This window comes from Mycolicibacterium houstonense, from assembly GCF_900078665.2.
GTDB classification, from domain to species: Bacteria; Actinomycetota; Actinomycetes; order Mycobacteriales; family Mycobacteriaceae; genus Mycobacterium; species Mycobacterium houstonense.
The window spans coordinates 88878-112136 of sequence record NZ_LT546210.1; the positions used below are offsets into that span (position 1 = coordinate 88878).

The 23259-nt window shown below is 64.7% G+C and carries 19 protein-coding genes and 3 pseudogenes; 10 read left to right on the plus strand and 12 right to left on the minus strand.

All coding sequences use genetic code 11. The annotated features are described in order from the left end of the window. Window positions 1-54 precede the first annotated feature (54 nt). From BN4332_RS32070 to BN4332_RS32080, 3 genes are all read left to right on the plus strand, one after another. The gene (locus tag BN4332_RS32070) at window positions 55-864 is read left to right on the plus strand and encodes a hypothetical protein (protein WP_235654370.1); all 810 of its coding nucleotides are present in this window, start codon (window positions 55-57) and stop codon (window positions 862-864) included. 380 nt (window positions 865-1244) lie between these two features. Then, on the plus strand, window positions 1245-6338 hold the full coding sequence (locus tag BN4332_RS32075) for a helicase-like domain-containing protein (protein ID WP_235654371.1): 5094 nt from the start codon (window positions 1245-1247) through the stop codon (window positions 6336-6338). A 281-nt stretch (window positions 6339-6619) separates the two neighbouring features. Beyond that, the gene (locus BN4332_RS32080) at window positions 6620-7012 is read left to right on the plus strand and encodes a hypothetical protein (protein WP_160110993.1); all 393 of its coding nucleotides are present in this window, start codon (window positions 6620-6622) and stop codon (window positions 7010-7012) included. On the opposite strand, the gene BN4332_RS32085 is transcribed toward BN4332_RS32080, so the two are convergent. Beyond that, entirely contained in the window at window positions 6991-7527 is a 537-nt protein-coding gene (locus tag BN4332_RS32085; protein WP_066904292.1) for a DUF4226 domain-containing protein, read from the minus strand. The two genes, BN4332_RS32080 and BN4332_RS32085, sit on opposite strands and share 22 nt — an antisense overlap. 365 nt (window positions 7528-7892) lie before the next feature. On the opposite strand from BN4332_RS32085, the gene BN4332_RS32090 reads away from it, so the two are divergent. Further along, complete coding sequence (locus BN4332_RS32090) at window positions 7893-8588, plus strand: adenylate/guanylate cyclase domain-containing protein (protein WP_066904296.1); 696 nt, start codon at window positions 7893-7895, stop codon at window positions 8586-8588. Between the two features lie 93 nt (window positions 8589-8681). On the opposite strand, the gene BN4332_RS32095 is transcribed toward BN4332_RS32090, so the two are convergent. Together BN4332_RS32095 and BN4332_RS32100 are read right to left on the minus strand one after the other, a co-directional pair. Further along, complete coding sequence (locus tag BN4332_RS32095) at window positions 8682-9278, minus strand: DUF6036 family nucleotidyltransferase (protein ID WP_066904299.1); 597 nt, start codon at window positions 9276-9278, stop codon at window positions 8682-8684. Beyond that, window positions 9278-9793, minus strand: a complete 516-nt coding sequence (locus BN4332_RS32100) for a type II toxin-antitoxin system RelB family anti-toxin (protein ID WP_074133266.1) — start codon at window positions 9791-9793, stop codon at window positions 9278-9280. The genes BN4332_RS32095 and BN4332_RS32100 overlap by 1 nt, the downstream gene beginning before the upstream one ends. 767 nt (window positions 9794-10560) lie before the next feature. Here BN4332_RS32100 and BN4332_RS32105 point away from each other — a divergent pair. The 4 genes from BN4332_RS32105 to BN4332_RS32125 all read left to right on the plus strand — a co-directional run bounded on the left by BN4332_RS32105 (window position 10561) and on the right by BN4332_RS32125 (window position 13623). Further along, complete coding sequence (locus BN4332_RS32105) at window positions 10561-11205, plus strand: Lrp/AsnC family transcriptional regulator (RefSeq protein ID WP_066904301.1); 645 nt, start codon at window positions 10561-10563, stop codon at window positions 11203-11205. A gap of 288 nt (window positions 11206-11493) precedes the next feature. Beyond that, window positions 11494-12078: a hypothetical protein gene (locus tag BN4332_RS32115; protein WP_066904306.1), complete on the plus strand. Its 585-nt coding sequence runs from the start codon at window positions 11494-11496 to the stop codon at window positions 12076-12078. Between the two features lie 249 nt (window positions 12079-12327). Continuing rightward, entirely contained in the window at window positions 12328-12879 is a 552-nt protein-coding gene (locus BN4332_RS32120) for a hypothetical protein (RefSeq protein ID WP_160110994.1), read from the plus strand. 57 nt (window positions 12880-12936) lie between these two features. Continuing rightward, window positions 12937-13623, plus strand: coding sequence for a hypothetical protein (locus BN4332_RS32125; RefSeq protein ID WP_160110995.1), 687 nt, complete (start codon window positions 12937-12939; stop codon window positions 13621-13623). Between the two features lie 509 nt (window positions 13624-14132). On the opposite strand, the gene BN4332_RS32130 is transcribed toward BN4332_RS32125, so the two are convergent. The 6 genes from BN4332_RS32130 to BN4332_RS32155 form a co-directional block, all read right to left on the minus strand. Beyond that, the gene (locus BN4332_RS32130; protein WP_084459491.1) at window positions 14133-14471 is read right to left on the minus strand and encodes a helix-turn-helix domain-containing protein; all 339 of its coding nucleotides are present in this window, start codon (window positions 14469-14471) and stop codon (window positions 14133-14135) included. After that, window positions 14455-15681, minus strand: a complete 1227-nt coding sequence (locus BN4332_RS32135; RefSeq protein ID WP_235654372.1) for a hypothetical protein — start codon at window positions 15679-15681, stop codon at window positions 14455-14457. The genes BN4332_RS32130 and BN4332_RS32135 overlap by 17 nt, the downstream gene beginning before the upstream one ends. A gap of 328 nt (window positions 15682-16009) precedes the next feature. Continuing rightward, a complete protein-coding gene (locus tag BN4332_RS32140; RefSeq protein ID WP_085976934.1) occupies window positions 16010-19081 on the minus strand; it encodes an MMPL/RND family transporter in 3072 nt (1023 codons plus the stop codon). Between the two features lie 144 nt (window positions 19082-19225). Then, a complete protein-coding gene (locus tag BN4332_RS32145; protein ID WP_003887008.1) occupies window positions 19226-19660 on the minus strand; it encodes a DUF6188 family protein in 435 nt (144 codons plus the stop codon). A gap of 74 nt (window positions 19661-19734) precedes the next feature. Further along, the gene (locus tag BN4332_RS32150) at window positions 19735-20406 is read right to left on the minus strand and encodes a TetR/AcrR family transcriptional regulator (RefSeq protein WP_003891609.1); all 672 of its coding nucleotides are present in this window, start codon (window positions 20404-20406) and stop codon (window positions 19735-19737) included. Continuing rightward, on the minus strand, window positions 20403-20873 hold the full coding sequence (locus BN4332_RS32155) for a PaaI family thioesterase (RefSeq protein ID WP_003891610.1): 471 nt from the start codon (window positions 20871-20873) through the stop codon (window positions 20403-20405). Before BN4332_RS32155 ends, BN4332_RS32150 begins: the two co-directional genes overlap by 4 nt. Window positions 20874-21076: 203 nt before the next feature. Between BN4332_RS32155 and BN4332_RS32160 the strand changes: the two are divergent. Then, window positions 21077-21319 (plus strand): annotated as a pseudogene (locus BN4332_RS32160) (TetR/AcrR family transcriptional regulator); the annotation flags it as partial. Window positions 21320-21349: 30 nt separating this feature from the next. On the opposite strand, the gene BN4332_RS32165 reads toward BN4332_RS32160, so the two are convergent. From BN4332_RS32165 to BN4332_RS32175, 3 genes and pseudogenes are all read right to left on the minus strand, one after another. Then, window positions 21350-21958: a TetR/AcrR family transcriptional regulator gene (locus tag BN4332_RS32165; protein ID WP_096867199.1), complete on the minus strand. Its 609-nt coding sequence runs from the start codon at window positions 21956-21958 to the stop codon at window positions 21350-21352. A 2-nt stretch (window positions 21959-21960) separates the two neighbouring features. Next, window positions 21961-22173, minus strand: a pseudogene (locus BN4332_RS32170) (aldehyde dehydrogenase family protein); the annotation flags it as partial. Between the two features lie 55 nt (window positions 22174-22228). Next, window positions 22229-22987, minus strand: a complete 759-nt coding sequence (locus BN4332_RS32175) for a class I SAM-dependent methyltransferase (protein ID WP_435405198.1) — start codon at window positions 22985-22987, stop codon at window positions 22229-22231. A 48-nt stretch (window positions 22988-23035) separates the two neighbouring features. On the opposite strand from BN4332_RS32175, the pseudogene BN4332_RS32180 reads away from it, so the two are divergent. Further along, window positions 23036-23259, plus strand: a pseudogene (locus BN4332_RS32180) (glycosyltransferase); the annotation flags it as partial.

Below are 23259 nucleotides of genomic sequence, written 5' to 3' on the forward strand. Positions count from 1 at the left end.
ATCTCGCGCCGGATGCCGACATCTGTCAACCCGACCGCCGGCAAGGAGACCGCGATGAGCGCCGTCAACCCTCGCGCTGCGGCGGCCCGAGCTCGCCGTAAAGCCCTTGCCGAGCAGGGATGGCGGAACTTCTGCGCCGCGCTGGGCTACCCAGATCCCGACACCATCACCCAGGAGAGGACAATATGGCAGGAAAGCGACGCACAGGTCCGGGCCAAGATCAGCCCGACCTGTTCAGCATCCTCGACGGGGAAGGTGGCAGTGACCAGCCCGGAGATACGCCAGATCGTAGACAACATCTACAGCCAGCACCTCCAACTACCCCAGAACTGGACCGCCGGCCAGCGCGAGAAGTTCCTGGAGAACGAGGCTTCGCGGATCAGCCTGCAGATCGCGGACCTAGCAGCCCAAATGGGGGAGCAGGCCGTTCAACACTGGCAGAACCAGAACGGTCACCCGCCGGACTATCTGACCAAAGTCGGGCTGCTGAACAACGCCCGGTCGCAGGCGATGGAAACAGTGCTCAACAACGAACTCTACGAACAGATTCCCCAGACCGAGGACCCCAACGATCTCGAAGCACCGACGACCGAGACACTGGCTCGCAGCCAGGTGCCCTGGGATCAGCGCTGGACGAGCCCCCGGTATCGCAGCGAGCCCAGCGAGCAGATCGAGGACCTGGCCGCGGCGATTTGGCCGGCCCCGGATTTCTCGGCAGTGTTTCGGATCAAGGCGCAGTATCTGCTGGCGGCCCGCGCCGAGGACCAGCTTCCGCTGCCCACCCATCAGCACGACCCGCTGGCCGCGACACTGGCCGACCTGGTCTACAACGATCTGCGCCACGACGGCCTGCCAGAGCGCTAGCCCAACCCTCACTTTTCGACGAGGTCGTCGACCAACCCACCGACCCACGCACGATCGACCCCGGTGGCCACGAACTTCCGCCACCGCAAAAACCGGCCGAGCCCGTCCCCACGCCAACGGTCTCGGCCGACCCGGACCAGCCGCAACAGGATGCCGACCAGACCGCGCCCGGGCCGACAGCCCCCACCACACCGACGGCGGCATACCGAACCCCGACCGACTTTCCCGCCAGCACCGACACGCTAGTCCCCTCCGGAGCGAAGGCACGCGTCCGCGCCAACATCGCCGCGATCGACCTGCTCGAGAAGCTGCGCGAAGCCGACCGACCCGCAACCACCGACGAGCAGGCAGTCCTTGCCGCATGGTCGGGATGGGGAGCGGTGCCAGCAGTGTTCGACCACCGCAACGACACCTTCGCCGACCAACGTCAACGCCTCCACGACCTACTCACCCCCGATCAGTACCGCCAGGCCGAAGCCTCGGTACTCAACGCCCACTACACCGATCCCGCTTTGGCACAGATCATCTGGCAAGCAGTGCGGCGTGCCGGATTCTCCGGTGGCCGGGTCCTCGAACCCGGATGCGGCAGCGGCACATTCATCAGCCACGCACCCGAAGACGCGGTCATGGTCGGAGTCGAGAACGACGCGATCACCGCGGCGATCGCTGCCCATCTGTATCCCTCGGCCCAGATCCGACATGAAGGGTTCGAAGCCACACGCGTCCCCGAGAACAGCTTCGCCGCGGTCATCGGCAACGTCCCCTTCGGCCAGTACGTCATCGCGGATCCCAGCCACAATCCTCAACGCCTGACCGTCCATAACCACTTCATCGTAAAATCGTTGGCCCTGACCGCCCCTGGTGGATACGTCGCGGTCCTCACCAGCCGCTATACCCTCGATGCCACCAAAGACACCGCCCGCCGCGCCATCGCCGGATACGGCGACCTCATCGGAGCAGTTCGACTGCCGTCCAAGGCATTTAGCCGAGTCGCCGGAACCGACGTGGTCACCGATCTGCTCATCTTGCGCCGCCGCGACCCGCAACAGCCCGTACCCGATGTCGCCCCAGAGTGGGTTACCACCACCGCGCCCATGCTCGACGACGAAGGCGAGCCCACCGACCTGTTCATCAACAGCTACTACGCCGCCCACCCCGGTCACGTACTGGGCAGTATGCGGATCGGTCGAGGCCTCAACGGCTCACCCAGCCTCGCCGTCGACGGCGAAACCGGGCCCGCGCTGGCGCAGCAGCTTGACCAATGCCTGACCGAAATCATCGATGACGCCATCGACAGCAGCCGAGGCCTCACCGCCACCGTCGGCGACCTCACCGTCGTCTCTGCCGAAACCTTCGACCCGGGCCTGATCACCGCCGCCGACCGTGGCGAGGAGACGCCCCTCTACACCCTGCGCTACAACCCCGAGACCAAGAGCATCGACTACTGGTCTGGCCACGCCTGGGAGCCAAACAAGACCCCGAAGTCTCGACTGGGCGAGACCCGTGAGCTGATCGCCCTCCGCGACGTCGCCACCAGCCTCATTCACTCCCAACGCGACGGCCGCCCGCAAGCCGAGCGTGACCAACTGCGCGGCCACCTCAACACGCTCTACGACAACTACGTGCGCCGGCACGGTCCGATCAACCGATTCACGTGGGTCCACCCGAAAGAGATCACCCAGGCGCGTCACGATGAAAAACTCGCCGCCACCGAGGCCCGATGGCGGGAAAAGGAAGGACAACCCGGCGCCCCGTACCGTGGCCCAATCCCCGACGAGCTAGTCGCACAATGGGACAGCGCCGCCTGGGAAGCCCCCGCTCCCTACAAGAAACGGTCCCATCTAGACGGAGGCATGCGCCACGACCCTGGGTGGGCCATCGTGTGCGCGCTGGAGGACTTCGACGAAGACACCGGGCTGGCCCGCAAATCCCCGATCTTCTCCACGGACCTGCTCACCCCAGCCCCCGAACGGATCCATGCCGATACGCCCGAAGATGCACTGGCGATGAGCCTGGACCGCAACCTGCGGGTCGATCTCGACTACATCGCCGAGCTGCTCGAAGTTCCCGTCGATGACGCCCGCGACCTGCTCGACGGACTGGTATATCCCAGCCTCGACGACCCCGACGAGTTGATCCCCGCTGTCACCGCCCTATCCGGCAACGTGCGTCGCAAGCACACCGAAGCTGCGCTCGCGGCTGAGCACAACCCGGTGTATCGCCGCTATGCAGAGGTGCTGCGCGATCTGGTCCCACCCGACCGCACGGCCGACCAGATCAAGGTACGACCCGGAGCACCGTGGGTCGACGCACGTTACATCGCTCAGTTCGCCGAGGAAACCTTCGGGATAACCGATGTGATCGCCGAGCACCTCGGCGGCCGCTGGACCGTGGATGTCGCCAAGTACAAGCGCCACGGCCGGCTCATGACCGAGACCTGGGGACTGGACCGTGATCGCTGCGACGCGGTGAGTCTGCTCGAAGCCCTCTGCAACTCCCGCAGCATCGTTCTGCACACCGATGAAGGTGTGCTCGACACCCAGGCGACCTTCGCCGCACAGGCCAAGTGCGACAAGATCACCGAAGAGTTCCAAAAGTGGATCTTCAACGACCCACAACGCACCGAGGTTCTCGTCGCCGAATACAACGAGCGATTCAACTCGTTGCGAGCGCCCAGCTACGACGGCTCCAAACTGCAGCTACCCGGATTGTCGGATCACTTCACGCCGCACTTCTACCAGCGCAACGCTGTCGCGCGCATCATCGCCGAGCCCGCCACTCTTCTCGATCACGTTGTGGGGGCCGGGAAAACAGGCACCATGCTGATGGCTGCGATGGAGCTGCGCCGGCTCGGCCTGGTCCGTCAACCATGGATCGTGGTGCCCAACCACATCGTCGAGCAGGTCGGCCGGGAAGCCAACCAGTGGTACCCCGCAGCGCGGGTGCTTCTCGGGTCGGCCGCCACCACCGCAGAAGGACGTCGCCGGTTCATCGCCCAATCAGCTTCCAGCGATTGGGATCTGGTCATCATTCCGCAATCCGCGTTCACTGCGATCCGCGTGAACGCGGCTGTAGTGCGAGACTACGTAGAAGAGCAACTCGACGATCTTCGCGCGCAACTGGCCACCGCAGATTCTGATCGGACCGTCAAGCGCATCGAGCTCGCCATCAAACAGACCCAGGAGCGGCTGCAACGGCTCGTTGATCAGGCCCGCAAAGATCAAGGTCTGGGCTTTGAGAACTGCGGATGCGACTACCTGTTCATCGACGAAGCCCACATGTACAAAAACAAGGCCCGCGTCTGCAACATCGAAGAGTTGTCCTGCCCCACGTCCAGCCAACGTGCCGAGGACCTCACCCTCAAACTGAGGATACTTCGGCAACGGCGGCGCGACGAGGCCCGCGCTGCCGGCATCCCCGAGGACAAGGTCGTCGAGCGAGTCGCTACCTTGCCAACCGGAACGCCGATCGCCAACTCACTGGGGGAGTTGTGGGTGATGCAGAGCTACCTGCGCCCCGACCTCATGCGCGACGCAGGTGTTGAAGACTTGGGCGATTGGGGCGCGGCCTTTACCACCACCGTCACGACGGTCGAAGTCAACGCCACCGGAACCAAGCTGCGGCCCGTCACCCGGGTCGGCAAGTTCACCAATCTGCCCGAACTTCTGGCATTGTCGTCGGCCTACACCGACGTCGTCACCCGCGACATGGTGCCGGTGAGATTGCCGGCACTGCGCACCGGGCAGCGCCAAATCGTCAGCCTGCAACCCGACATCCAGGTCAGCGACTTCATCGCCGATCTGGGTTACCGAGCCGACCACCTCGACGCCCGGCAGGCTCACCGCGACAACACCCTCAAGATCGCCAACGATGGCCGCAATGTGTCGCTCGATCCACGGCTGGCGCACCTTCCCAAGCCCGCCTACAGCCGTGCCGAAGCCGTGGCCGACCGCATCATGGGCGTCCACACCCGGCTGGCCGACCGCGTCTACCACGACATGGACACCGGAGAACCACTCGACCGCACCGGCCCGTTGCAGATCGTGTTCTGCGACCGTGGCACACCGTCCAAAGACCCCAACCAGTTCACCATCTACCAGGCCATCAAAGACGAACTCATCGCACGCGGGATGCCGGCCTCAGCGATCAGATTCGTTCATGAAGCACGCAAACCCAGCGAACTGAAAGCGCTTTTCGCCCAATGCAATCGCGGCGAGGTGTCGGTCTTGATAGGAAGCACTGAGAAGATGGGCACGGGCACCAACGTGCAAGCACGAGCTGCGGCTCTGCACCACGTCGACGTTCCCTGGCGGCCATGCGACCTCGAACAACGCGAGGGTCGAATCATCCGCCAAGGCAACCAGAACGAAGAAGTGGACATCTTCAACTACGTCACCGAGGGAACTTACGACACCGTGATGTGGCAGAAAGTGCAAGCCAAATCGCTGTTCATCGAACAGATGCGCCGCAAAGAGGTCGTCGACCTCGAAATCGAAGACCTCAGCGGCGGCGACATCGGCTCGGCTGCCGCCGAGACCAAGGCGATCGCCACCGGCGACCCCCGCTACATCCGGCAGGTCGAACTCGACGACGAGGTGCGCCGCCTGAGCTCCCTCGAACGCGCACATCACGATTCAGTACGGCAACGCGACTGGAGAGTCAGAGAACTGGAACGCTCAATTCCCCATCAGCACAACCAGATCGAAAAGCTCGACTCACACGTCGCCGACGTCGAACAGCATATCGCCAACGAAACGCCACTCAAGATTGCGATCGATGGGAAGACGTACAGCGACCGAGCCAACCAGGCCGGCGCCGTGTCGTCAGCGTGCCGCCAGGCCTATCACCGGCTCAAAGAGGGCGCCTCCCGCTTCGAGCCGATCGGCATCACGATCAACGGTGTGGAGGTGCTTGGTTCGCGCTCGCTCATGCACGACATGCTGATCCTGCGGCTGGCGGTACCCTCACGCACGTCCGACATCAAGAGCCACGATCTATTGGACACTGCCTCATCGGGGGAGACCGGCGCCGCCAAGGCACGCGGACTGGTCAAGCGTATCGAGAACCTCTACAGCGGACTGCCCGCCCATCGCGCCAACCTGCAGGCCAACCTCGACAGCGACCAACGCCAACTCGATGATCTGCAGGCCAACCCACCCGCACCGTTCGAACACGGCGACCAACTCGACGCCAAAAAAGCCGAACTCGCGGCACTCACACTGGAGCTACGACTGGCAGCCGACAGCCCCGAAGCCAAGGAGAAGGCCCGCGCCGCCGAAGAACGCATGATGATGCGGGGCCGCAAACCGGGATGGAGCCTGCTGCTGAACCCGACGCCGGCGGTACTGGAGGAAACCGGCTGCCCCACCGCCGATGTGCTGCGCCGCAAGATTGCCGTACGTGAGCGAATGGCGATCGCTGACCACCATCGTGATCTCGACGACGGCACACCCGGCCACGAACACGAGCTCTAACCACAGGATGCCAATGCGGCGCTACTTGTAGCGCCGCGGCACCAGCACCGCCTACCTTCTATCGCATGCACCCCCACGTCGGGCACCGAGCCGCAGCCCGCGCCCAACGCGGAGCTCGGGTAGGGGAGGAGGGCCACCTGGCTACCGTGACGCTGCTGGCCGATGTGCGGCACCGTCGCGCCCGAACGCGTCACGCTCAGCGCACTCCGCGCCGAGGGCCAAATGTGCTCTCAGCGTGGCTGTTACAGTTCCTGGCGTCCACGATGGACCACGGATGCATCGTGCGCACCAGCATGGCATCACTATCAACGTGGGCTGAACTCATGAGCGCGGTAGACGAGTCCGACGACATCGCCGACCGCGACGGTGGCCCCCGAATTGACGTAACTCCCGTCGAGAGCGCCCAGTTCGCGGCGATCGAGCACACCCACCAGTTACTGACTGACCTGAATGCCCGTCCCCGCCTCGATATCGAAGTCGCGTGCAACACCGACAGCCTTACCCTGACGCTGCGCGGCATCCTTGCTGACCCGGTGATGACGCCGCACATCGCCGACTCCATCACCGGCACGCTGCAGGCCAATGCCGGCCAACACCACTGGTATCTCGACGCGACCGACTCGGGAAGCCTGCGCTGGGAACTCGCTGTCGCCTACAGCGCGATGCTCCCGTAGCCGGCGGTCGCCGCGCCCATGACGGCCGCGGCCTGCGCCGCCGCCGCTTGCGCCTGCTCGATCACATCGCGTGCCTCAGATGCCTTGGCGTCCAAGAAACTGGCCAACTGTTGACGGCCCGCTGGGGTGTCCAGAGACGGTTGCAAGGCCGCCATACCCGCTTCAACATCAGCCTGGATAGTGCGCAGGCGCTCCTGGGCGGTTCGAGCGAACTGCCCAGCATCCCGCATCCCCCTGCCTAACTGCTTGTCCAGTTCGCCTCGATGGCGCGCCGTCTGCACCAGCGCAGCGTCGGCAGCCTTCGCCTCATCAGCGGCGTTGCCCGACCACCCCATGGTGTGCGTCTGCCACGGAGGCGACTGGGGTTCCCGCGCACTACCGGGCGGCATCCAGATCCCCGGTGCGATCTCCGTCCAATGCAAGCCCGGTCCGAGGGCTTCGGGGTCCTGCACGACCGGCATCGGATGTGGAGCGTCCCCGGTGCCGTGAAGGTTGTCCAGCGTGCTGCGGGGCATCGATCCGCCACCCGAGGGCGGAGCTACCGACTGCGGTGGGGGAGGCCGATACGGTTCGGCGGGTGGCTGTAAGCCCCCGTTGTCCGGCCCATCTGGTAGCAACGGGGCAGGCTGGCCCGGCCCCGACTGCCGAACACCGGTCAACGTGGCCAACGTCGCCGTTAGGTCCTGAGCCAAGCGATCCAGAACGCTCACAACTCAACGATAACGGCACGCGGCCGCGCCGCCGAGACCGTTTCACCATCCCGGGCCAGGCGCCGTAGACGCCGCTCGCGAACGCACACCACCTGCAAATGCTCAACAGGCTGGTATCGCCGCCAGTACATTGACGATTCACCGCAACGCAGCACCCAGAAGGAGTCCCCGTGTCGCTGAAAGAAGACCTGGAGAAATATGTTGCGGAAACCCACAAGAACCAGTGGAAAACCCGCGACGGAACCCAGGTCCCAGACACCGACGACCTATCGCTGTCCAACGATGCCGTGAAACTCGAAGCCACCGTGCTATATGCCGACCTCGGCGGATCGACCCAGATGGTGAAGAACTACGACGACTGGTTCGCGGCCGAAATCTACAAGAACTACCTTTACTGCGCCGCCCGGATCATCCGATACCAAGGCGGTGTCATCACGGCCTACGACGGGGACCGCATCATGGCCGTCTTCATCGGGGATTCCAAGAACACGAACGCGGCCAAATGTGGGCTCAGAATCAACTACGCGGTTATCGAAATACTCCGGCCGGCCATCAAGAAGCAATACCCCAACAGCACCTTCAACCTCAAACAACGGGTCGGGATCGACACCTCAGACTTGTTCATAGCTCGCACCGGAATCAGGGGGAGCAACGATCTCGTATGGGTCGGGAATGCCGCCAACAATGCCGCCAAGATGGCCGCGCTGTCCACGGACTACCCGACGTACATCAGCGCGGACGTCTACTCCATGCTCAACGACTCATCCAAGTACGGTGGCGACCCCAAGCAGAACATGTGGACCCCTCTCGGCTCACGTGCACTCGGATACGACATCTACGGATCGACCTATTGGTGGAGCTTCTGACGCCGGCTGAGCAGCGGTCCGGTGCCTTGGTTGGAACGCTGATGCATGAAACGGCGATTGATCGTGCTGGTATGACCCGAATGTCCATCCGGGTCAGAGGGCAGTGTCGCCCGATCGGTTGGGCGGATTGATCCGGTATTGCAGCCAGTTGGCGGCGTTGTCGATGGCCGATCCGTAGCGTGCGTCGACAGTAGTAAGTCTCTCGGCGATCAAGGCCGGGTCTACGAGCCGTTCTTGGAGGAGGGCGTCGACAAAGTCGCGGTCTTTTGGCCGGAATGCGCAGAGCTTGGCGACACACAGATCCTCTTTGTCCAGGCACCAGCCGATGTATTGGGGCTGTCCAGACGGCGCGGCGGTGTTGGCGTTTTGGACCTTGACCAGTCGTTCGCGCCAGCGGTCGGGGAGTGCCGCGGTGGTGAGGTCAACGCCGTCGATGCTGAACCCGTGGAGCTGCTCGAACGGCGAGAGCTCACCGGCAACGCCAACGATCAGATCGGCCAGTTCCATGGTGACGTTGTTGTCGTCGGTGATGGGCAGTATGTCGACTTCCATTGAGCGAGTGGCCAGTTCTGGCAGTTCGTATTCCGGGTAGGTGCCGAGGATCGCCTGGGACCCGATCACAATGACCTCGTCCTGATTGGTGATCTGGCAGGCGGTGCGAATCGCGTGCTCCAACTGATCGCGACGCATCAAACGACCTTCCGGAGGGCTTCACGACGTTCCTCGTCGGGAAGAAGACCGCCCATGGGTGTGACCTCACGCATCTCGATGTCCTGGCGGTCGAGGCCAGTCAGTGCGCGACGCAATGCGGGCACATCGTTGGTTTCAACGATGCGTTCCCAGCGGTCAAGGTTGGCCAGGTGAGGCTGCCCGCGGACCCCGGTTCGCAGCCGTGTGATATTCGCAAGAATCGTTGGCCCCCAATTTGTTAGCGACACTGGGGTCAGGTGTGTGGCGAGCTGCCGGTGCACTGCCCAGGAGCGATGCTCCGAGCGCGTGAGGTTGGGGTTGACGGCTCGGCGGGTGATTTCGAGGCGGTAGCCCATGCAGGCGAGGAGGCGAGCCAGTTGGTCATCGCTGCAGTCGATCTTGCCGGCCAGGATCTGGCTGATGCTGGGTTGACGGACTCCGCTGAGCCGGGCGAGTTCGGATTGGGTCATGCCTGTATCCCTCATGACCTCGTCGAGGACCTCGCGCGCTCGCATACTGCGATTATAGCACCCCATGCTATATGCCAGGGCGCTGTGGGGCTCGTCCGATTCAAGTGGATGAGCACCAACATATGGTGATCCGGCGGAACTGGCCGGTTCAGGATTGCTCGACCAGGATCGTGCTCGACGCGTTTCGGGAATGACCATCCGGACGACGTAATGCGCTGTATCGCTAGCCATTCGAGGCGTAGTCGATCATCCTCAACGACCCGATTTGTCGCGGGGCAAGGGCGTAAAACGTCACTTGACGGTTTCGTCGATCTGGGCCTGGTTCGACATGCGCGCTCACGCTGTGAATACTTCGAACATATGAGCGAGTGGAAGCTGAGGCATACCCGCCGGGGCTGGGTGGAGCCCGGGCCGCCGGAATATTGCCGCAACGGCCATCCGTTGAGGCCCGGTGCCTATCAGGTCGGAAGCCAGGCGTGCCAGTGCGGGACTATCCATCGGGTATTCCACTGCGACGTATGCGCCGATCGGATGTACCGCCCAGAGCGTGGGCCGGCATGTTCGTTCGTGAACTTTGATGGCCGCGCGCCCGACAGCTGAGCGCTGGCTCCGAAGCGCCGCCTGATCGCTCGGCGGGCCTTGTGTACCTCGCTCTAGATATTTCCGACTCTGGCAGTTCAGTAAGAACGGGACTTTGAATTACATTGTGCACCAACACATTTCGCCGATAAGCTACGATATGTCAAGTAATCTTGATGCGATGGATAGTGAGTATCAGGACAACCTGATGCGTAAGCGGTATCATATTCCCTATGGGATGGGAGTACTACCCCGGCGATGCCGGCGACCACCAGGGCGGAGGATGGCACGAGGGCTTTCTGGTCGCTGAATTCGACGATGGAAAACGGGCACTGGGGATCAGTGGAACCAGCATTCCCGTCGGGCACCTAGCCGTCGACCAGTACGGCGATGGATCGTTCGGGCAGGAAGCAGCTTCTCGGCACGGCGGCGATGGCGCTTTCCATACCCGGCCGGCCGGTGAAGTCATCGGCTGGCGTATCGCGTGCAATTGTTACAGTGCCGGTGACACGATGCCATCGAAACGATGGTTCAGCCAACAGCTTTGGGTGCGCGTGCCTTCCCCGGTCCAGCACAACCCAGCAGCGTTTCGGATCTACGCGGCCGATGACGACATCTACGACGTGGACACGACCGATCCGGCCGCGCACGACGTGTGGTGGAACGAACACATCAACGCCATTGATGCCGCTGCCGGTATCGAGGCAGCGCTAGCAACAATTCGAGCCGGTGAAGCTCAGCTCGATGAAGCAGTGATTCGAGCACGCGAGAAGCGCCTCTCCTGGGCCAAAATCGGTGCCGCAGCGGGAATCTCACCACAGGCCGCTCACGAACGCTGGTCCAAACGCTGCATCCCAACAACAAGTATCCAATCCTGAAAGGCCGCGGAACATGGCTAAAAGGCCGAAGGCTACTTCCTCACATCACGACAGCGACCTACCCGAGTCTCTCGTGAAGGGAATCGCCGAGCACGCCGCGGCCCGCATATTTCACGTGACTGACCCTGATGGATGCAGCATTGCGATCGTTGAGGCTTCCGACAATCGCTGCACCATCATCGTCACCGACCCGGAGGGCTCCAGCTCGACAGTTCTTCTGCCGTTGGGCGACGTCGCGCGAATGAGTGATGCCCTCAGTCGATACTTCCAACGGAGGGCTCCCCTCCTGTGACCGAGCGGCTGACAATGAAACCCTACGCACGGATCGTCTCGTCGCACCTGACCGAACTCGGTGTGCCGGGAACACTTACCGCACAACTCAATTTCAACGAAGCGGGATCCTGGCCGCCACGGCCCGGATGCGGGCCGAGCCCGGATCGACTCGCGCTCGCTCGGACGTGGGCGCGCCTGGACCTGGACCAGTGGGTTGCCGAGGCGCCGCAGGTATTCGGTCCGCACAGGGCCGGTGAGCTCGACCGCCTTTTGGCTGTCGGTGGGGCGCTGCGTCACGCGGGCGAGGGCGCCCAGGTCCTGTGGGCCCTGGATCTCGTCGCCGCAGAGTGGTGGATCGATCACGACTCCGCCGGCCTTGCAGTCGCCGGGCTGGTGTGCCGAGGGCCGCGTCTACCTGAACATCTCGTCAACGACGTCGATTTGGCACTCGCAGCCATCGGGTGGGCATTCCCTACTGACATCGGCGCTAACCAACCCTGCTTCATCAACAGAGCCCCGTGCTTTCACACCTTCTGGCGCGACGGCAACTCCGTGCTCGAAAACCGCGCGGACAGATGGCCGATCGATTGGGTGGCTTGACCATGGCCGCCGGGTACTGGGTGGTCCGCATCAACCGCGAGACCGGTGAAGCGAGCACCGAACCTCTGATCAACGACAGAGACACGGCCTATCAACGCAGCCTCGATCTCGAAACTGCTGAGACCGCAACGACAGTGGTCCCCCGTCGAACTGCAGCCCGCGGAGAGTTAACACCTTGACCAACGACTGCACGCCTGCCGATGCGAGGCGGAAACGACCATTGAAATCAGATGGAAGATGGGAGCCCAGATGGGTCGAGTGACAGCGTTTCGCCTCAGGCTGACCCCGCGGCAGCGGGAACTGCTCCGCACGTACCTGTGGGTCAATGCCGACAGCGTCTACGACGACATCGAGGAGCACGGCGACAAACCTGTAGACGCATCCTCAGGATGGTGGATGATTCTTGACCGGCTACCCGAGGATTGTTGGGATCTGTCATCCGCTTGGCGACGTGAACTGGCGCGTGCCTTCGACGACCTTGCCAACGACCTGGAGAACGGCGCACTCCCCTACCCACGGTGTGTGGCCGAGGAAGTCGCGCTCGTGCTAGCCGTGTCCAACGCCCAGGCCGCCCACCTCGACGGCGAATACGGCGACGATGTCGCAGACCTTCCCGAGACCGCTGGAGATGGCGATTGGCTGTCAGCAACGAACACACTCGTGGGTGACCGGCACATTGACTGGCACATGCCACCCGGTGACACGCCCATCTGGACCGGTGACGTTCCAGATCCAGCGACCTGGTTCGTCTCCTTCGACGGATTCGAGACACGGCCGGCAGACCGAGGATTCCGACGTTGATCTGCGTCATCGAGCTGCGGGCGCAGTACGAACGCATCATGCCCAAGCAGGTGCGACATGGGTTCTGAATGGGCTGCCCCACTGTCAGCTCTCGCGGCACTCGGAGGAGCCGTCATCGGTGGTGGTCTATCCCTGTTCGGAGGTGCACTCACCTCGCGCAGACAGTCCGCGGACAAGCGCGCCGAACTGCACCAGCAGGTGGTTGCAAGCTCGCGCGAGTTCGTCATCGCGGAGATCCGGACACTCCTCGTCGCGTTCGATGCATTCCTTCAAGTCCTTCGCGAGGCCGAAGACATAACGGCACAACGTGAAGCAGCGATCGAGAAAGACAGGGTGCGCGAGGAGGTGGACCGAGCACTGCGCCGCCCGGCGAACGAAATGGAACGTCTTCTCGACAGTATGGACGTGAGCCCGAGATTCCGTAGCCGTCCGGAGTTCGACCTCCTATTTAAGAAGTGGCGTGAACGAGTGCGCGATGCCCTACCCATGCTGCAGGATGCGGTGAGTTCTGTTGAGATTGCAGTGCCCGCGCAGCTCGCATTTCACGCCGAGACTTTCCTTCTCAACGCCGAATCACTGGTCAAAAGCTTCGCCCGTGCACAGGGCATGTCCGCCGTGACGGGGGCCGACCTCCCCGAATTCACGAGGGCTCGGGCCGCTTTGGTCAGAGAAGTTAGGGTCTGGCTGTTCGCCGACGAATACTTGCAGGCACATCCGGCCCGGTCTACCCGGCGATCGCAGTGACGAGCGCCGACTCAAATTGAACACATGCGTGCGGCGCAAGCTGTGGCGGCCGGCATCGACTCATCGACTGCAGGGAAGCGTAGTAACCTCTCGCTTTGCCGCGAATCTGGAGATAGTGCTGGAATTTGATCGAGCGCTCTAGCTACTGTCCAGCTCATGGCCACAGCTACAAGCTCACGTCTCGACGAGGCCGAATCGTCCTTGCACTCAGCGGAATCTGAGTCGGACCCGTCTCGGCGTTCCCAGTTCGCGCAGGCCGCGCTGGACTCTGCAGCGGAAGTCGCATGGGACTCAAGCGCTAGCGTCGAAGACCGCGCCAACGCGCGCGCAATCATGCGATCCTCCCTCAAAGTTCGCGTCCAATCTGTCCAGCGCCGCCGCTTCGCCCGAGGGCAGGCGCGGGGGCTTGATGACCGTGGAGTCGAAATCTCGTGATCGGCTGACCACCGACTGCGGATGAGGGACCTTGCGATTCGCCAGGCGATCTCCGACAACCGAGTCGCCGACCGCTACTGACCCGCTGTGCCTGCAGCAGGAGTAGACGGCGCCAACAGCTCTCCAGGCGCCACCCCAAGTACCTGGGCTATATGAACCAGCACGACGGCGGTGGGATTCTTGCGCCCGCCTTCAATGTGGTTCAGATGTGGCCGGCCAATACCCGCTCGCTGCGCGAGCTCAGCTTGTGTCAGACCTGCCTGCAGACGGTGATCGCGGATGGCAGCACCGAGGGCAGCCAGGATGAGGGAATCATCCCTGGGCATGTCCGTCACGGCCCCTCCTCTCCAAAGGCGTTGCCCAAAGGCTACACCGGGCGTGGTCGCGTGCGAACGTTCAGAACAGGACAGCATCAGATGTTGCCTCCTGCCACCATTCTTCGAATCCGGCCCGCTGCTTGTCCTCGACGACGGCAGGGCAGACGACGAAAAAGTGTTCCAGTCCAGGGTTTTCAGCGGTGCGCTCATGAACGACGTGACGCACGATGTCGTCGCCTCCCACGTGCGGAACACCAGGCTCTAATGCCAGCGCGGCATTCATCTCTTGGCGCGTTCCGCGCTTCGTCGCCCGCACCGAACGGGCGACGACTCCCCGCCCATCTGGCCGTTTCGATGACCGCCGGGTCAGCCGCCGGACCTCGTAGATCGCGTGCTCGCATCCGTCGAGCATCGCCTCGAACTGGCTCTCGACGTCCTCGAGATCGGCCTGGGCGGCGAGCGCCGCCGCGGAGCTCCCCTGGATGAGGGTCTGGCGTTCGTTGAGTCTGCGGGCCACGTCCTCGAGGAACAGGGCTTGCGCACTCTTGTGTGGTTCCCGACGCCATCTCTCGACGACATCTCGTCGGCCGGCCTCAGTGGCCATCGCGAAGGGGCAGAAGCCGCACGCTGATTTCGACCATCGTCGACCGGTGATCTGCGCGATGAGATCCGCGCACTGCGCGCGATCCCAACCCCAATCCTGCAACGGGTACCAGCCGGTGCGCTGGTCGGTATTGAACAGAGCATCCTTGACGGCCCTGGACGGTTCGCCGCTTTCGAAACCGAGGACATGGCGATACCTGCGTCCAGCGGTGACCGTGGCGATGACGGGATCCAGGCAGTTTCCTTTGGCGTGGATCGAGCACAGCCGCGTGCCGCCGATCTGGGGAAGCGTGCCCGCCGAGAGCATTTCATCTTCCAACGTGTATGCGGCACCGTACAGACTCTGAGGAGCGGTGGAATCCTGCAGAACCGCAACTCCTTCCCCGCGCGCGGTCGTCTTTCGCTGAGACCGGCCTACCTGGATGAAACGAACGCCGCGACGGCATAGCTCAGGAAGCACGACTTCCTCGACGTCGCGGATCGTCTCATCAAACTCGCCCCCGGTGTCTGCCGAGATGACGATCAGGTCTTGCAGATCGAAGTCACGGCTTGATGGATCGGTGAACCACCTCAGCAGGATGGCGGTCGAGTCAACTCCCATTCCGTAACTCATCACAACCATTGGGCCGCAGTCGGGTTCGGTGTCGATGGGAAGTAGATCTTGGTTCGCAATCATCAGATTTCTCCGTGCCCTTTCCTCCAAGAATGTTGCCTATAGGCTACATTGTGGTGTAGCCTATAGGCAACACGTTGAGTTGAGGAGGTTGCCCAGATGCTCGAAATCATGGATTGGTTCTGCGTTATCTGGGGTCAGATTCTGATGTTCACTGTTGTTCCCGCTGAGGCGAGTTGGCCTGGCTTGGCGTGATGGGTAACAGGCTGGGCTGCCGGTGTTTCCGGTTAGGGGTTGGTTGGTGCGGTCTGGCTGGCGCGATGGTTCGGGAGCCCGTCGCTTCGTCGCCGCCATCATGGCGGGCTGCCGTCGGTGACGGGTGCGGTGACTTGTTGGGGGTGGGTGCGGGTGTTGGTTCTTAATGGCGGGTGGCTAGTTGTGGTGGTGTGGAGTGGCTGGTGGTTGTTGGGCGGTGGGTGGCTCGTTGGGGCCACCAGCTGGCTTCGCGTAGGAGTGTGGCGATGGCGGGGACAGTGAGGGTGCGCACGAGGAAGGTGTCGAGTAGGAGTCCGCAGCCGATGATGAGGCCGGCTTGGATCATGATGGCCACTGAGCCGACCATGAGGCCGAACATGCTGGCGGCGAAGATGAGGCCGGCTGAGGTGATGACGGAGCCGGTGTTGGCGACGGTGCGCAGTACGCCGACGCGGATGTTGTGTCCTGATTCTTCGCGTAGTCGTGAGACGAGCAGCATGTTGTAGTCGGCGCCGACTGCGACCAGGATGATGAACGCGAGTAGTGGTACTGGCCAGGCGATTTCGTGTCCGAGTCCCCATTGGAAGATGAGGACGCCGATGCCCAGTGAGGCCAGGTAGTTGAGCACGACGGTGCCGAGCAGGTAGAGCGGGGCGAGCAGGGCGCGCAGTAGTAGGACGAGGATGAGTCCGACGATGAGCAGTGTGGCGAGGGCGAGTTGGGTGAAGTCGGCTCGCAGCAGTCGTTGGATGTCGGAGTTGACGGCGGGGAACCCGGCAACGGAGACGGTGGCTTGGTGCAGTGAGGTGTTGGGGCGTGCGGCGTTGGCGACGTCGGTGATTTCGTGTGCGAGGCGGGTTGCTTCGGCGCTGTAGGGGTCGTGGCTGGTTTCGATGGCAAAGCGTGCGGTTTTTCCGTCTGGGGAGAGGAATTGTTTTGCCATATCGGTGAATTGGCGGTTTTGGAAGGTGTTGGCGGGCAGGTAGAAGCCGCTGGAGGAGTCCGAGTTGGCGGTGGCGCGGGCGGCGTTTTGGAGTTGGGTGGCGATCTGGCTCATCCCGGACAGCATTTCGATGTTGCTGTCGGCCAGTGCGTGGACGCCGGTGGCCAGTGCTTGGGCGCCTGAGGCGAGTTGGCTGATGCCGTCTTGGAGGCGTCGGATGTTGCCGGCCAGGTCGGCGGGGTCTCCGAGGGTTGCGAAGGCTTTGTTGAGGGAGGTGACCGCGGTGTGGACGGTGGCCAGGGTGCCGGCGACGGTGGCGTTGGTGTCGGGGTTGTAGCGATCGCCGAGTTCGGCGATCTGGGTGAACAATCCGCTGTCGCGCAAGCTCACCAGTGTCTGGACTTGGTCGCGGATCTGGGCGCATTGGGGTGTGGTGGCACACCACGGGGAGGTGTTGAGGGCGCCGGTGAGGGGGTCGAGGACGGCGATGGCGTGTTGGGCTTGTTCGGCCAGGGGGCGCAGCCCGGGACCGGATTGGATGGCGCGGTCGACGCCGGGGGCGGTGGCCGAAAGTTGTTGCAGCAGGGGCCGGAACTGTTGAATCTGGGTGCCGGCGGACTGGGCTTGGGTCAGTGTCGCGGTGAGGGGGGTCAGGGCGGTGCGCAGGGTGGTGTCGAGTTGGGCCAGGCCGCCGGCGAGTTGGTCGGCGCCAGCGGTGAGCTTGGCGAGGTCGTCTTTTCTGGCGTTGCCGTCGGCGACGGCGCCGGCCATCTTGTCGCCGATCTGGCCGTTCTGCCAGGAGAGTTGGGCTTGTTCGAGGCGGGCTCCGGTGGGGCGGGTGACGCCGGACACTGTGGTGACGCCGGGGATCTGGGAGACGCGGGAGGCCATTTCGTCGAGGTCGGCGAGCCCTTTTGCGGTGCGCATGTCGGTGGGGTTTTCCACGACGAGGAATTCGGTGATGACGATGTCTTTGGGGAAGTGGCGGTCGAGTAGTTGGTAGCCCTGGTTGCTGGCGGTGGTGGCGGGCTGGCCTTTGCGGTCGTCGTAGCTGATCTTCATCGTTGTTGTGGCCGCGGCCAGGGTCAGCAGGATGACCAGGCTGGCGATCAGCAGGGGCACGGGTCGGCGGACCACCGCGACCGCGACGCGGTTCCAGTAGCGGCGGGTGCGGTCGGGTTTGGGGTCGCCGATGCCGCGTCGGGCGGCCAGCGCCAGCACCGGTGGCAGCAGCGTCACGGTGGCCAGGAATCCGAACATGACGGCCACCGCGCAGGCCGGGCCGAGGGCGGCGAACACGCTCAGTTGAGCGAACACCATGGCCAGGAATGCGAAGGCGACGGTGGCCGCCGAGGCCAGGATGACCCGGCCGATGCTGGCGGTGGCGTGCACGATGGCCTGTTCGGGCGGCACCTGTGCGCGGCGCTGTTCGTGGTAGCGGCTGATCAGAAACACCGTGTAGTCGGTGCCGGCTCCCAGCAGGATCGCGGTCATGAACGCCACGGTGAATTGCGAGACCGGCATTCCCAGCTGGCCCAGGGCCGAGAGCACACCGCGCCCGACGACCAGGCTCACCGCGATCACCAGCAGTGGCAGCAGCGCGGTGAACACCGAGCGGTACACGATGAGCAGGATCACCGCGATCAGGCCGGCGGTGGCGATCGAAATCAGCACCAGGTCGTGTTCGGCGGCCGCGATCTGGTCGCTGAACGTGGCGGGCGGGCCGGTGACGTACGCGGTGGTCGACGTGCCGGCGAACACGTCGGCGGCGATGTCGCGCACCGCTTGCACGGATTCGGCGGCGGCGGGATCGCCCAGGGTGCCGGCCACCCCGACCGGCAGAAACCAGGCCTTGCGGTCGGCGCTGACCGCCTGCGTCGCGGTGATCGGGTCGGCCAGCAGGTCCTGAACCAGCAAGACGTGGGCGGTGTCGCCGCGTAGCCGCGCCACCAGGTCCTCGTAGCGCTCCCGCGTCGCGGGGGTCAGCCCGGCGGGGTCTTCCATCGCGACGAACACCATGGTCTTGGAACCTTGTTCGCCGAACGCCGCGCTCATCCGGTCCACTGTCTGAAACGACGGCACATCATGGGGGAGCAGCTCCGCCGATTGCTGGCGCACCACGGTTTCCAATTGGGGAAACAGCAGTGCCAGCACCACCGCGACGCCGAGCCAGGCGCCGATCACCAGCGTCTTGTGCCTCACCGTGAACCTCGCCAGCGCCGCCAACCGCGCGCTGTACTCGCTGGAATCCGCCGGTTCGGCCGAACGGCGGTATCGCCGCCGAGCATTCATCGCGGTGCCCGAACCATCCGGATCGCTGTCGGTCACTACCCCTCCACCCGAGAAAAGGAACTATCGGTATCGCTACGCTACTAGCAGTACCACAGTGGTTCGCGCTGCGCGTCCGCCGGGGCCGCGCGGCGCGCCTGTGGGCCGCTAGTGACCTGCGCCGACGCCGGCGTCGGTGTCGTCGGCGTCGGGGATGTCGTGGCGGACCACCCGGACCCGGCCACGCGGCAGGCAGGCCATGTATCCGTGGCGTTTGCCGTAGAGCTCCCAGGCCGTGGCGTGCGCGTCGGCCTCCACATCGATGCGGTGCCCTCGGGAAAAACCCAGGTGCAACGCGCCGTCATCGCCGTACCGGGCGTGCGTACACACCGCGCCGGCCAGGTCGAGCAGCGGGCGTTCGTGCACCGCGACCCGGTTGGGGTCGATGAGCACTTGTTCGGCCGGAAAGTCCCCGACGGGCGGCAGCGTCAGCCGCAGGGGACGCGAAATCACCAGCTCGCTGTAGCCATCGAGGTCCAACACCAACCCGTCGCGCAGCGACACGCGTTGCACGACGCAGTCTTCGATCCATTGGGTGAACATGGCGCCTCCTTCGACACGTCTTTGGGTCGCATCTGAAGGGTACGGTAAGTATCGCTGCGATACTATTAGTATCGTTAACTGTTGGGGGTGAGGGAGGCCAGGCGATCCACGATGCGCCGGCTGGCCCGATCGATGCGGTCACGGGTCTGGGCCGCCGAGGCCCGCCGGCCGATGAACGCGGTCAGGTTCGCCAGCCAGATGTCGGCGAGGAGCTCGGCGACCGGCTGATCGAGCGGCCCGGGCGTGTCGCCGCCCAGGGTGTGGGCGAGCAGGCGCTCGATGACCGCGGCGGCCTCGTCGAGGGCGGCGGCCGCGGTGCTGTCGGCGGCGACGAATGCCCGTGTCATGGCCTCGGTGAGATGAAGGTCGCGCTGCCAGCGGTCGTGCAGATACCCGGTCAGCCGATCCAGGCGCTGCTGAGGTGTCGTGCCGGTGGCGGCCCAGTCCTGGGCGGCTTGCAGCCGCCCGAATTCTCGGGCCAGCGCCGAGACCAGCAGGTGGGTCTTGGACGGGAAGTAGCGGTAGAGCGTGCCGACCGCGATACCGGCCCGCTCGGCTACCGTGCGCATCCGCACCGCCTCATACCCGCCCGCGGCGGCCACCACCAGCGCCGCATCCAGAATCGCCTCTCGGTGACGCGTCGGCGTCCGCGGACGCGGCGGCGCGGTCGGGTGTGGTGCCACCGGCCGCGGATCCGCCTGGGATTGTTGGCTTTTGGGTTGGGCGCCGGTGTCGGTCGCGGTCACGATGTCGGGTCGTGCGGATCGGCGTGGGCCCGGCTGCTGCGGGTGAACCGTTCCAGCAGGCCATCGAAGGCCGCCAGATCACCGTGGGCGGCGAAGTGCTCGGTGCTCACCACGACGAACACCGCGCTCGCGGTGAACCGGGTGACGCCGTCGGTGCCGGTGCCTGTCGCGCGGACATGCAGGGCGCGGCCGTTGCGCTCGGTGATGTGCGCGGTGATCCGGTGCGGTTGGTGCAGTGGCACCGGCAGCAGATACTCGACGGTCAGACTGCGTGTCACCGCCGGGGTGCCGGCGATCCACAACGTGAAGCCCAGCACGTCATCGCAGGCGGCCGCCACCGCGCCGCCGTGCGCCAATCCCGGCGCCCCGATGTGGCGTTCGTCGAAGGTCGCATCGGCATACACCTGCTCGCCGCAGCGATACACCACCAGCTGCAGGCCGTGGGGGTTGTCCGGGCCGCAGCCCATACAGTGCGGGGTGTGGGCGGGCAACCGTTCCGCGGGTGACCCAACCCCACGGTCACCGTGGGGTACCTCATCCCGACACGGCACATGCTCGGACACCCGATACCTCCAGTACGACCAGTTTCGCAACGCTACTGTTGGTACCATAAGTGTCGGGCGGGCGGCACCCGTTGGCCATAAAGGGGGAAGCGGCAAGGAGAGTGAGTGTGAGCAGCAGCCAGCCGGATCGAGTCCACGACGAAGACGACGACGAAATCGACCCCCGCCGCACCCGGTCCCGCAATCGCTTACTGGACGCGGCGGCCGCGCTGCTCAGCACCGGTGGTGTCGAGGCCGTCACCGTCGAGGCGGTCACCAAAGCCTCCAAGGTGGCCCGAACCACCCTCTACCGCCACTTCGGCAGTTCATCGCACTTGTTGGCGGCCACCTTCGAACGGCTGCTACCCCAAGTNAGTATCGCTGCGATACTATTAGTATCGTTAACTGTTGGGGGTGAGGGAGGCCAGGCGATCCACGATGCGCCGGCTGGCCCGATCGATGCGGTCACGGGTCTGGGCCGCCGAGGCCCGCCGGCCGATGAACGCGGTCAGGTTCGCCAGCCAGATGTCGGCGAGGAGCTCGGCGACCGGCTGATCGAGCGGCCCGGGCGTGTCGCCGCCCAGGGTGTGGGCGAGCAGGCGCTCGATGACCGCGGCGGCCTCGTCGAGGGCGGCGGCCGCGGTGCTGTCGGCGGCGACGAATGCCCGTGTCATGGCCTCGGTGAGATGAAGGTCGCGCTGCCAGCGGTCGTGCAGATACCCGGTCAGCCGATCCAGGCGCTGCTGAGGTGTCGTGCCGGTGGCGGCCCAGTCCTGGGCGGCTTGCAGCCGCCCGAATTCTCGGGCCAGCGCCGAGACCAGCAGGTGGGTCTTGGACGGGAAGTAGCGGTAGAGCGTGCCGACCGCGATACCGGCCCGCTCGGCTACCGTGCGCATCCGCACCGCCTCATACCCGCCCGCGGCGGCCACCACCAGCGCCGCATCCAGAATCGCCTCTCGGTGACGCGTCGGCGTCCGCGGACGCGGCGGCGCGGTCGGGTGTGGTGCCACCGCATGTGGGGCCAGGGGCCCTCGTCGAACGCCTTGCGGGCCGCGGCGCACGCGGCGTTGACATCGGCCTCGGCGGCCAGCGGGACCTGGCCGACCTTCTCGCCGGTGGCCGGGGAGAACACTTCGATGATCTCGGTGGTCGAGGGCTCGACCCACTGGCCACCGATGAACAGCTTGTCGAACTCGGTGCGCGTGGCGGTGGAACTCTGTGTCATGAGCGTCACACTACCGAGATTTCGGCCAAACGAGAACCTGTTCCAGTTGGTCGGTTCAGTGGGGCCGCAGAACCAGCACCAGATTGCTCACCAGGAACTCCCGCAACCCCGGCACCGACGTCATCCACCACGCCCATCGTGGGTGGTAGCGGGGAAAAGCGGCGATCAGTGAGCCAGTGGAGCGCGCCCACTGCAGGCCGTCGGCCGCCGACACCGCGAACAACGACGATCCGTAGTCGTTCTTGGGCCGGTGACCGTGCTTGCGGGTGTAGCGCTCGGCGGCCCGGGCGCCGCCGAGGTAGTGCGTCAATCCCATCTCATGGCCGCCGAATGGGCCGAGCCACACCGTGTAGGACAGCACCGCCAGGCCGCCGGGACGGGTGACCCGCAGCATCTCGTTGCCGAGCCGCCACGGATGCCGCACATGCTCGGCCACGTTGGAGGACAGGCAGATGTCGACGCTGTCGTCGGCGAACGGCAGGGCCATCCCGGAGGCCCGGACGAACGTGCCCTCCGAGTCGTCGGCGGCCGGCCCGGCATGCATTTCCCGGGGATCCGGCTCCACCCCGATGTAGCGCATGCCGGCCTGGTCGAACGCCGAGGCGAAGTAACCGGGCCCGCCGCCCACGTCGAGGACCGTGCGCCCGGCCGGGGCCTCCTCGGTGGCCGACGTCCACAGATCGGTGACCAGCGCGACGGTATCGGCGGCCAGCGCGCCGTAGAACCGGGCCGGTTCGCTCTGCTCGAAGCGGAACTGCGCCAGCAATCGCACCGACCGACTCAGCGTCGCGCGGCGGGCGAAGCGTGCCGAGATGTCGCTGGGCTGCACCCACCCAACTTACTGACCGGTACCCTCAACACGATGTCTGCCCGTCCCGACCCGCGCCTGCGGAGCGTTCTGCTCCTGTGCTGGCGTGATACCGGCCATCCCCAGGGCGGTGGCAGCGAGGCCTATCTCCAGCGCATCGGCGCATGTCTGGCCGACGAAGGTGTCCACGTCACGCTGCGCACCGCGCGCTACCCGGGCGCGGCCCGCCGCGAGGTGGTCGACGGCGTGCAGATCAACCGCGCGGGCGGGCCCTACAG

What these genes read in the sequence shown, in the direction of transcription:
- BN4332_RS32120 (WP_160110994.1), top strand. Translation starts at nt 12,328, where the DNA reads ATGGGTCGAGTGACAGCGTTTCGCCTCAGGCTGACCCCGCGGCAGCGG.
- BN4332_RS32105 (WP_066904301.1), top strand. Translation starts at nt 10,561, where the DNA reads ATGGGATGGGAGTACTACCCCGGCGATGCCGGCGACCACCAGGGCGGA.
- BN4332_RS32085 (WP_066904292.1), bottom strand. Translation starts at nt 7,527, where the DNA reads ATGCCCCGCAGCACGCTGGACAACCTTCACGGCACCGGGGACGCTCCA.
- BN4332_RS32125 (WP_160110995.1), top strand. Translation starts at nt 12,937, where the DNA reads ATGGGTTCTGAATGGGCTGCCCCACTGTCAGCTCTCGCGGCACTCGGA.
- BN4332_RS32095 (WP_066904299.1), bottom strand. Translation starts at nt 9,278, where the DNA reads ATGCGTCGCGATCAGTTGGAGCACGCGATTCGCACCGCCTGCCAGATC.
- BN4332_RS32140 (WP_085976934.1), bottom strand. Translation starts at nt 19,081, where the DNA reads ATGAATGCTCGGCGGCGATACCGCCGTTCGGCCGAACCGGCGGATTCC.
- BN4332_RS32145 (WP_003887008.1), bottom strand. Translation starts at nt 19,660, where the DNA reads ATGTTCACCCAATGGATCGAAGACTGCGTCGTGCAACGCGTGTCGCTG.
- BN4332_RS32100 (WP_074133266.1), bottom strand. Translation starts at nt 9,793, where the DNA reads ATGCGAGCGCGCGAGGTCCTCGACGAGGTCATGAGGGATACAGGCATG.
- BN4332_RS32130 (WP_084459491.1), bottom strand. Translation starts at nt 14,471, where the DNA reads ATGCTGTCCTGTTCTGAACGTTCGCACGCGACCACGCCCGGTGTAGCC.
- BN4332_RS32155 (WP_003891610.1), bottom strand. Translation starts at nt 20,873, where the DNA reads ATGGGCTGCGGCCCGGACAACCCCCACGGCCTGCAGCTGGTGGTGTAT.
- BN4332_RS32070 (WP_235654370.1), top strand. Translation starts at nt 55, where the DNA reads ATGAGCGCCGTCAACCCTCGCGCTGCGGCGGCCCGAGCTCGCCGTAAA.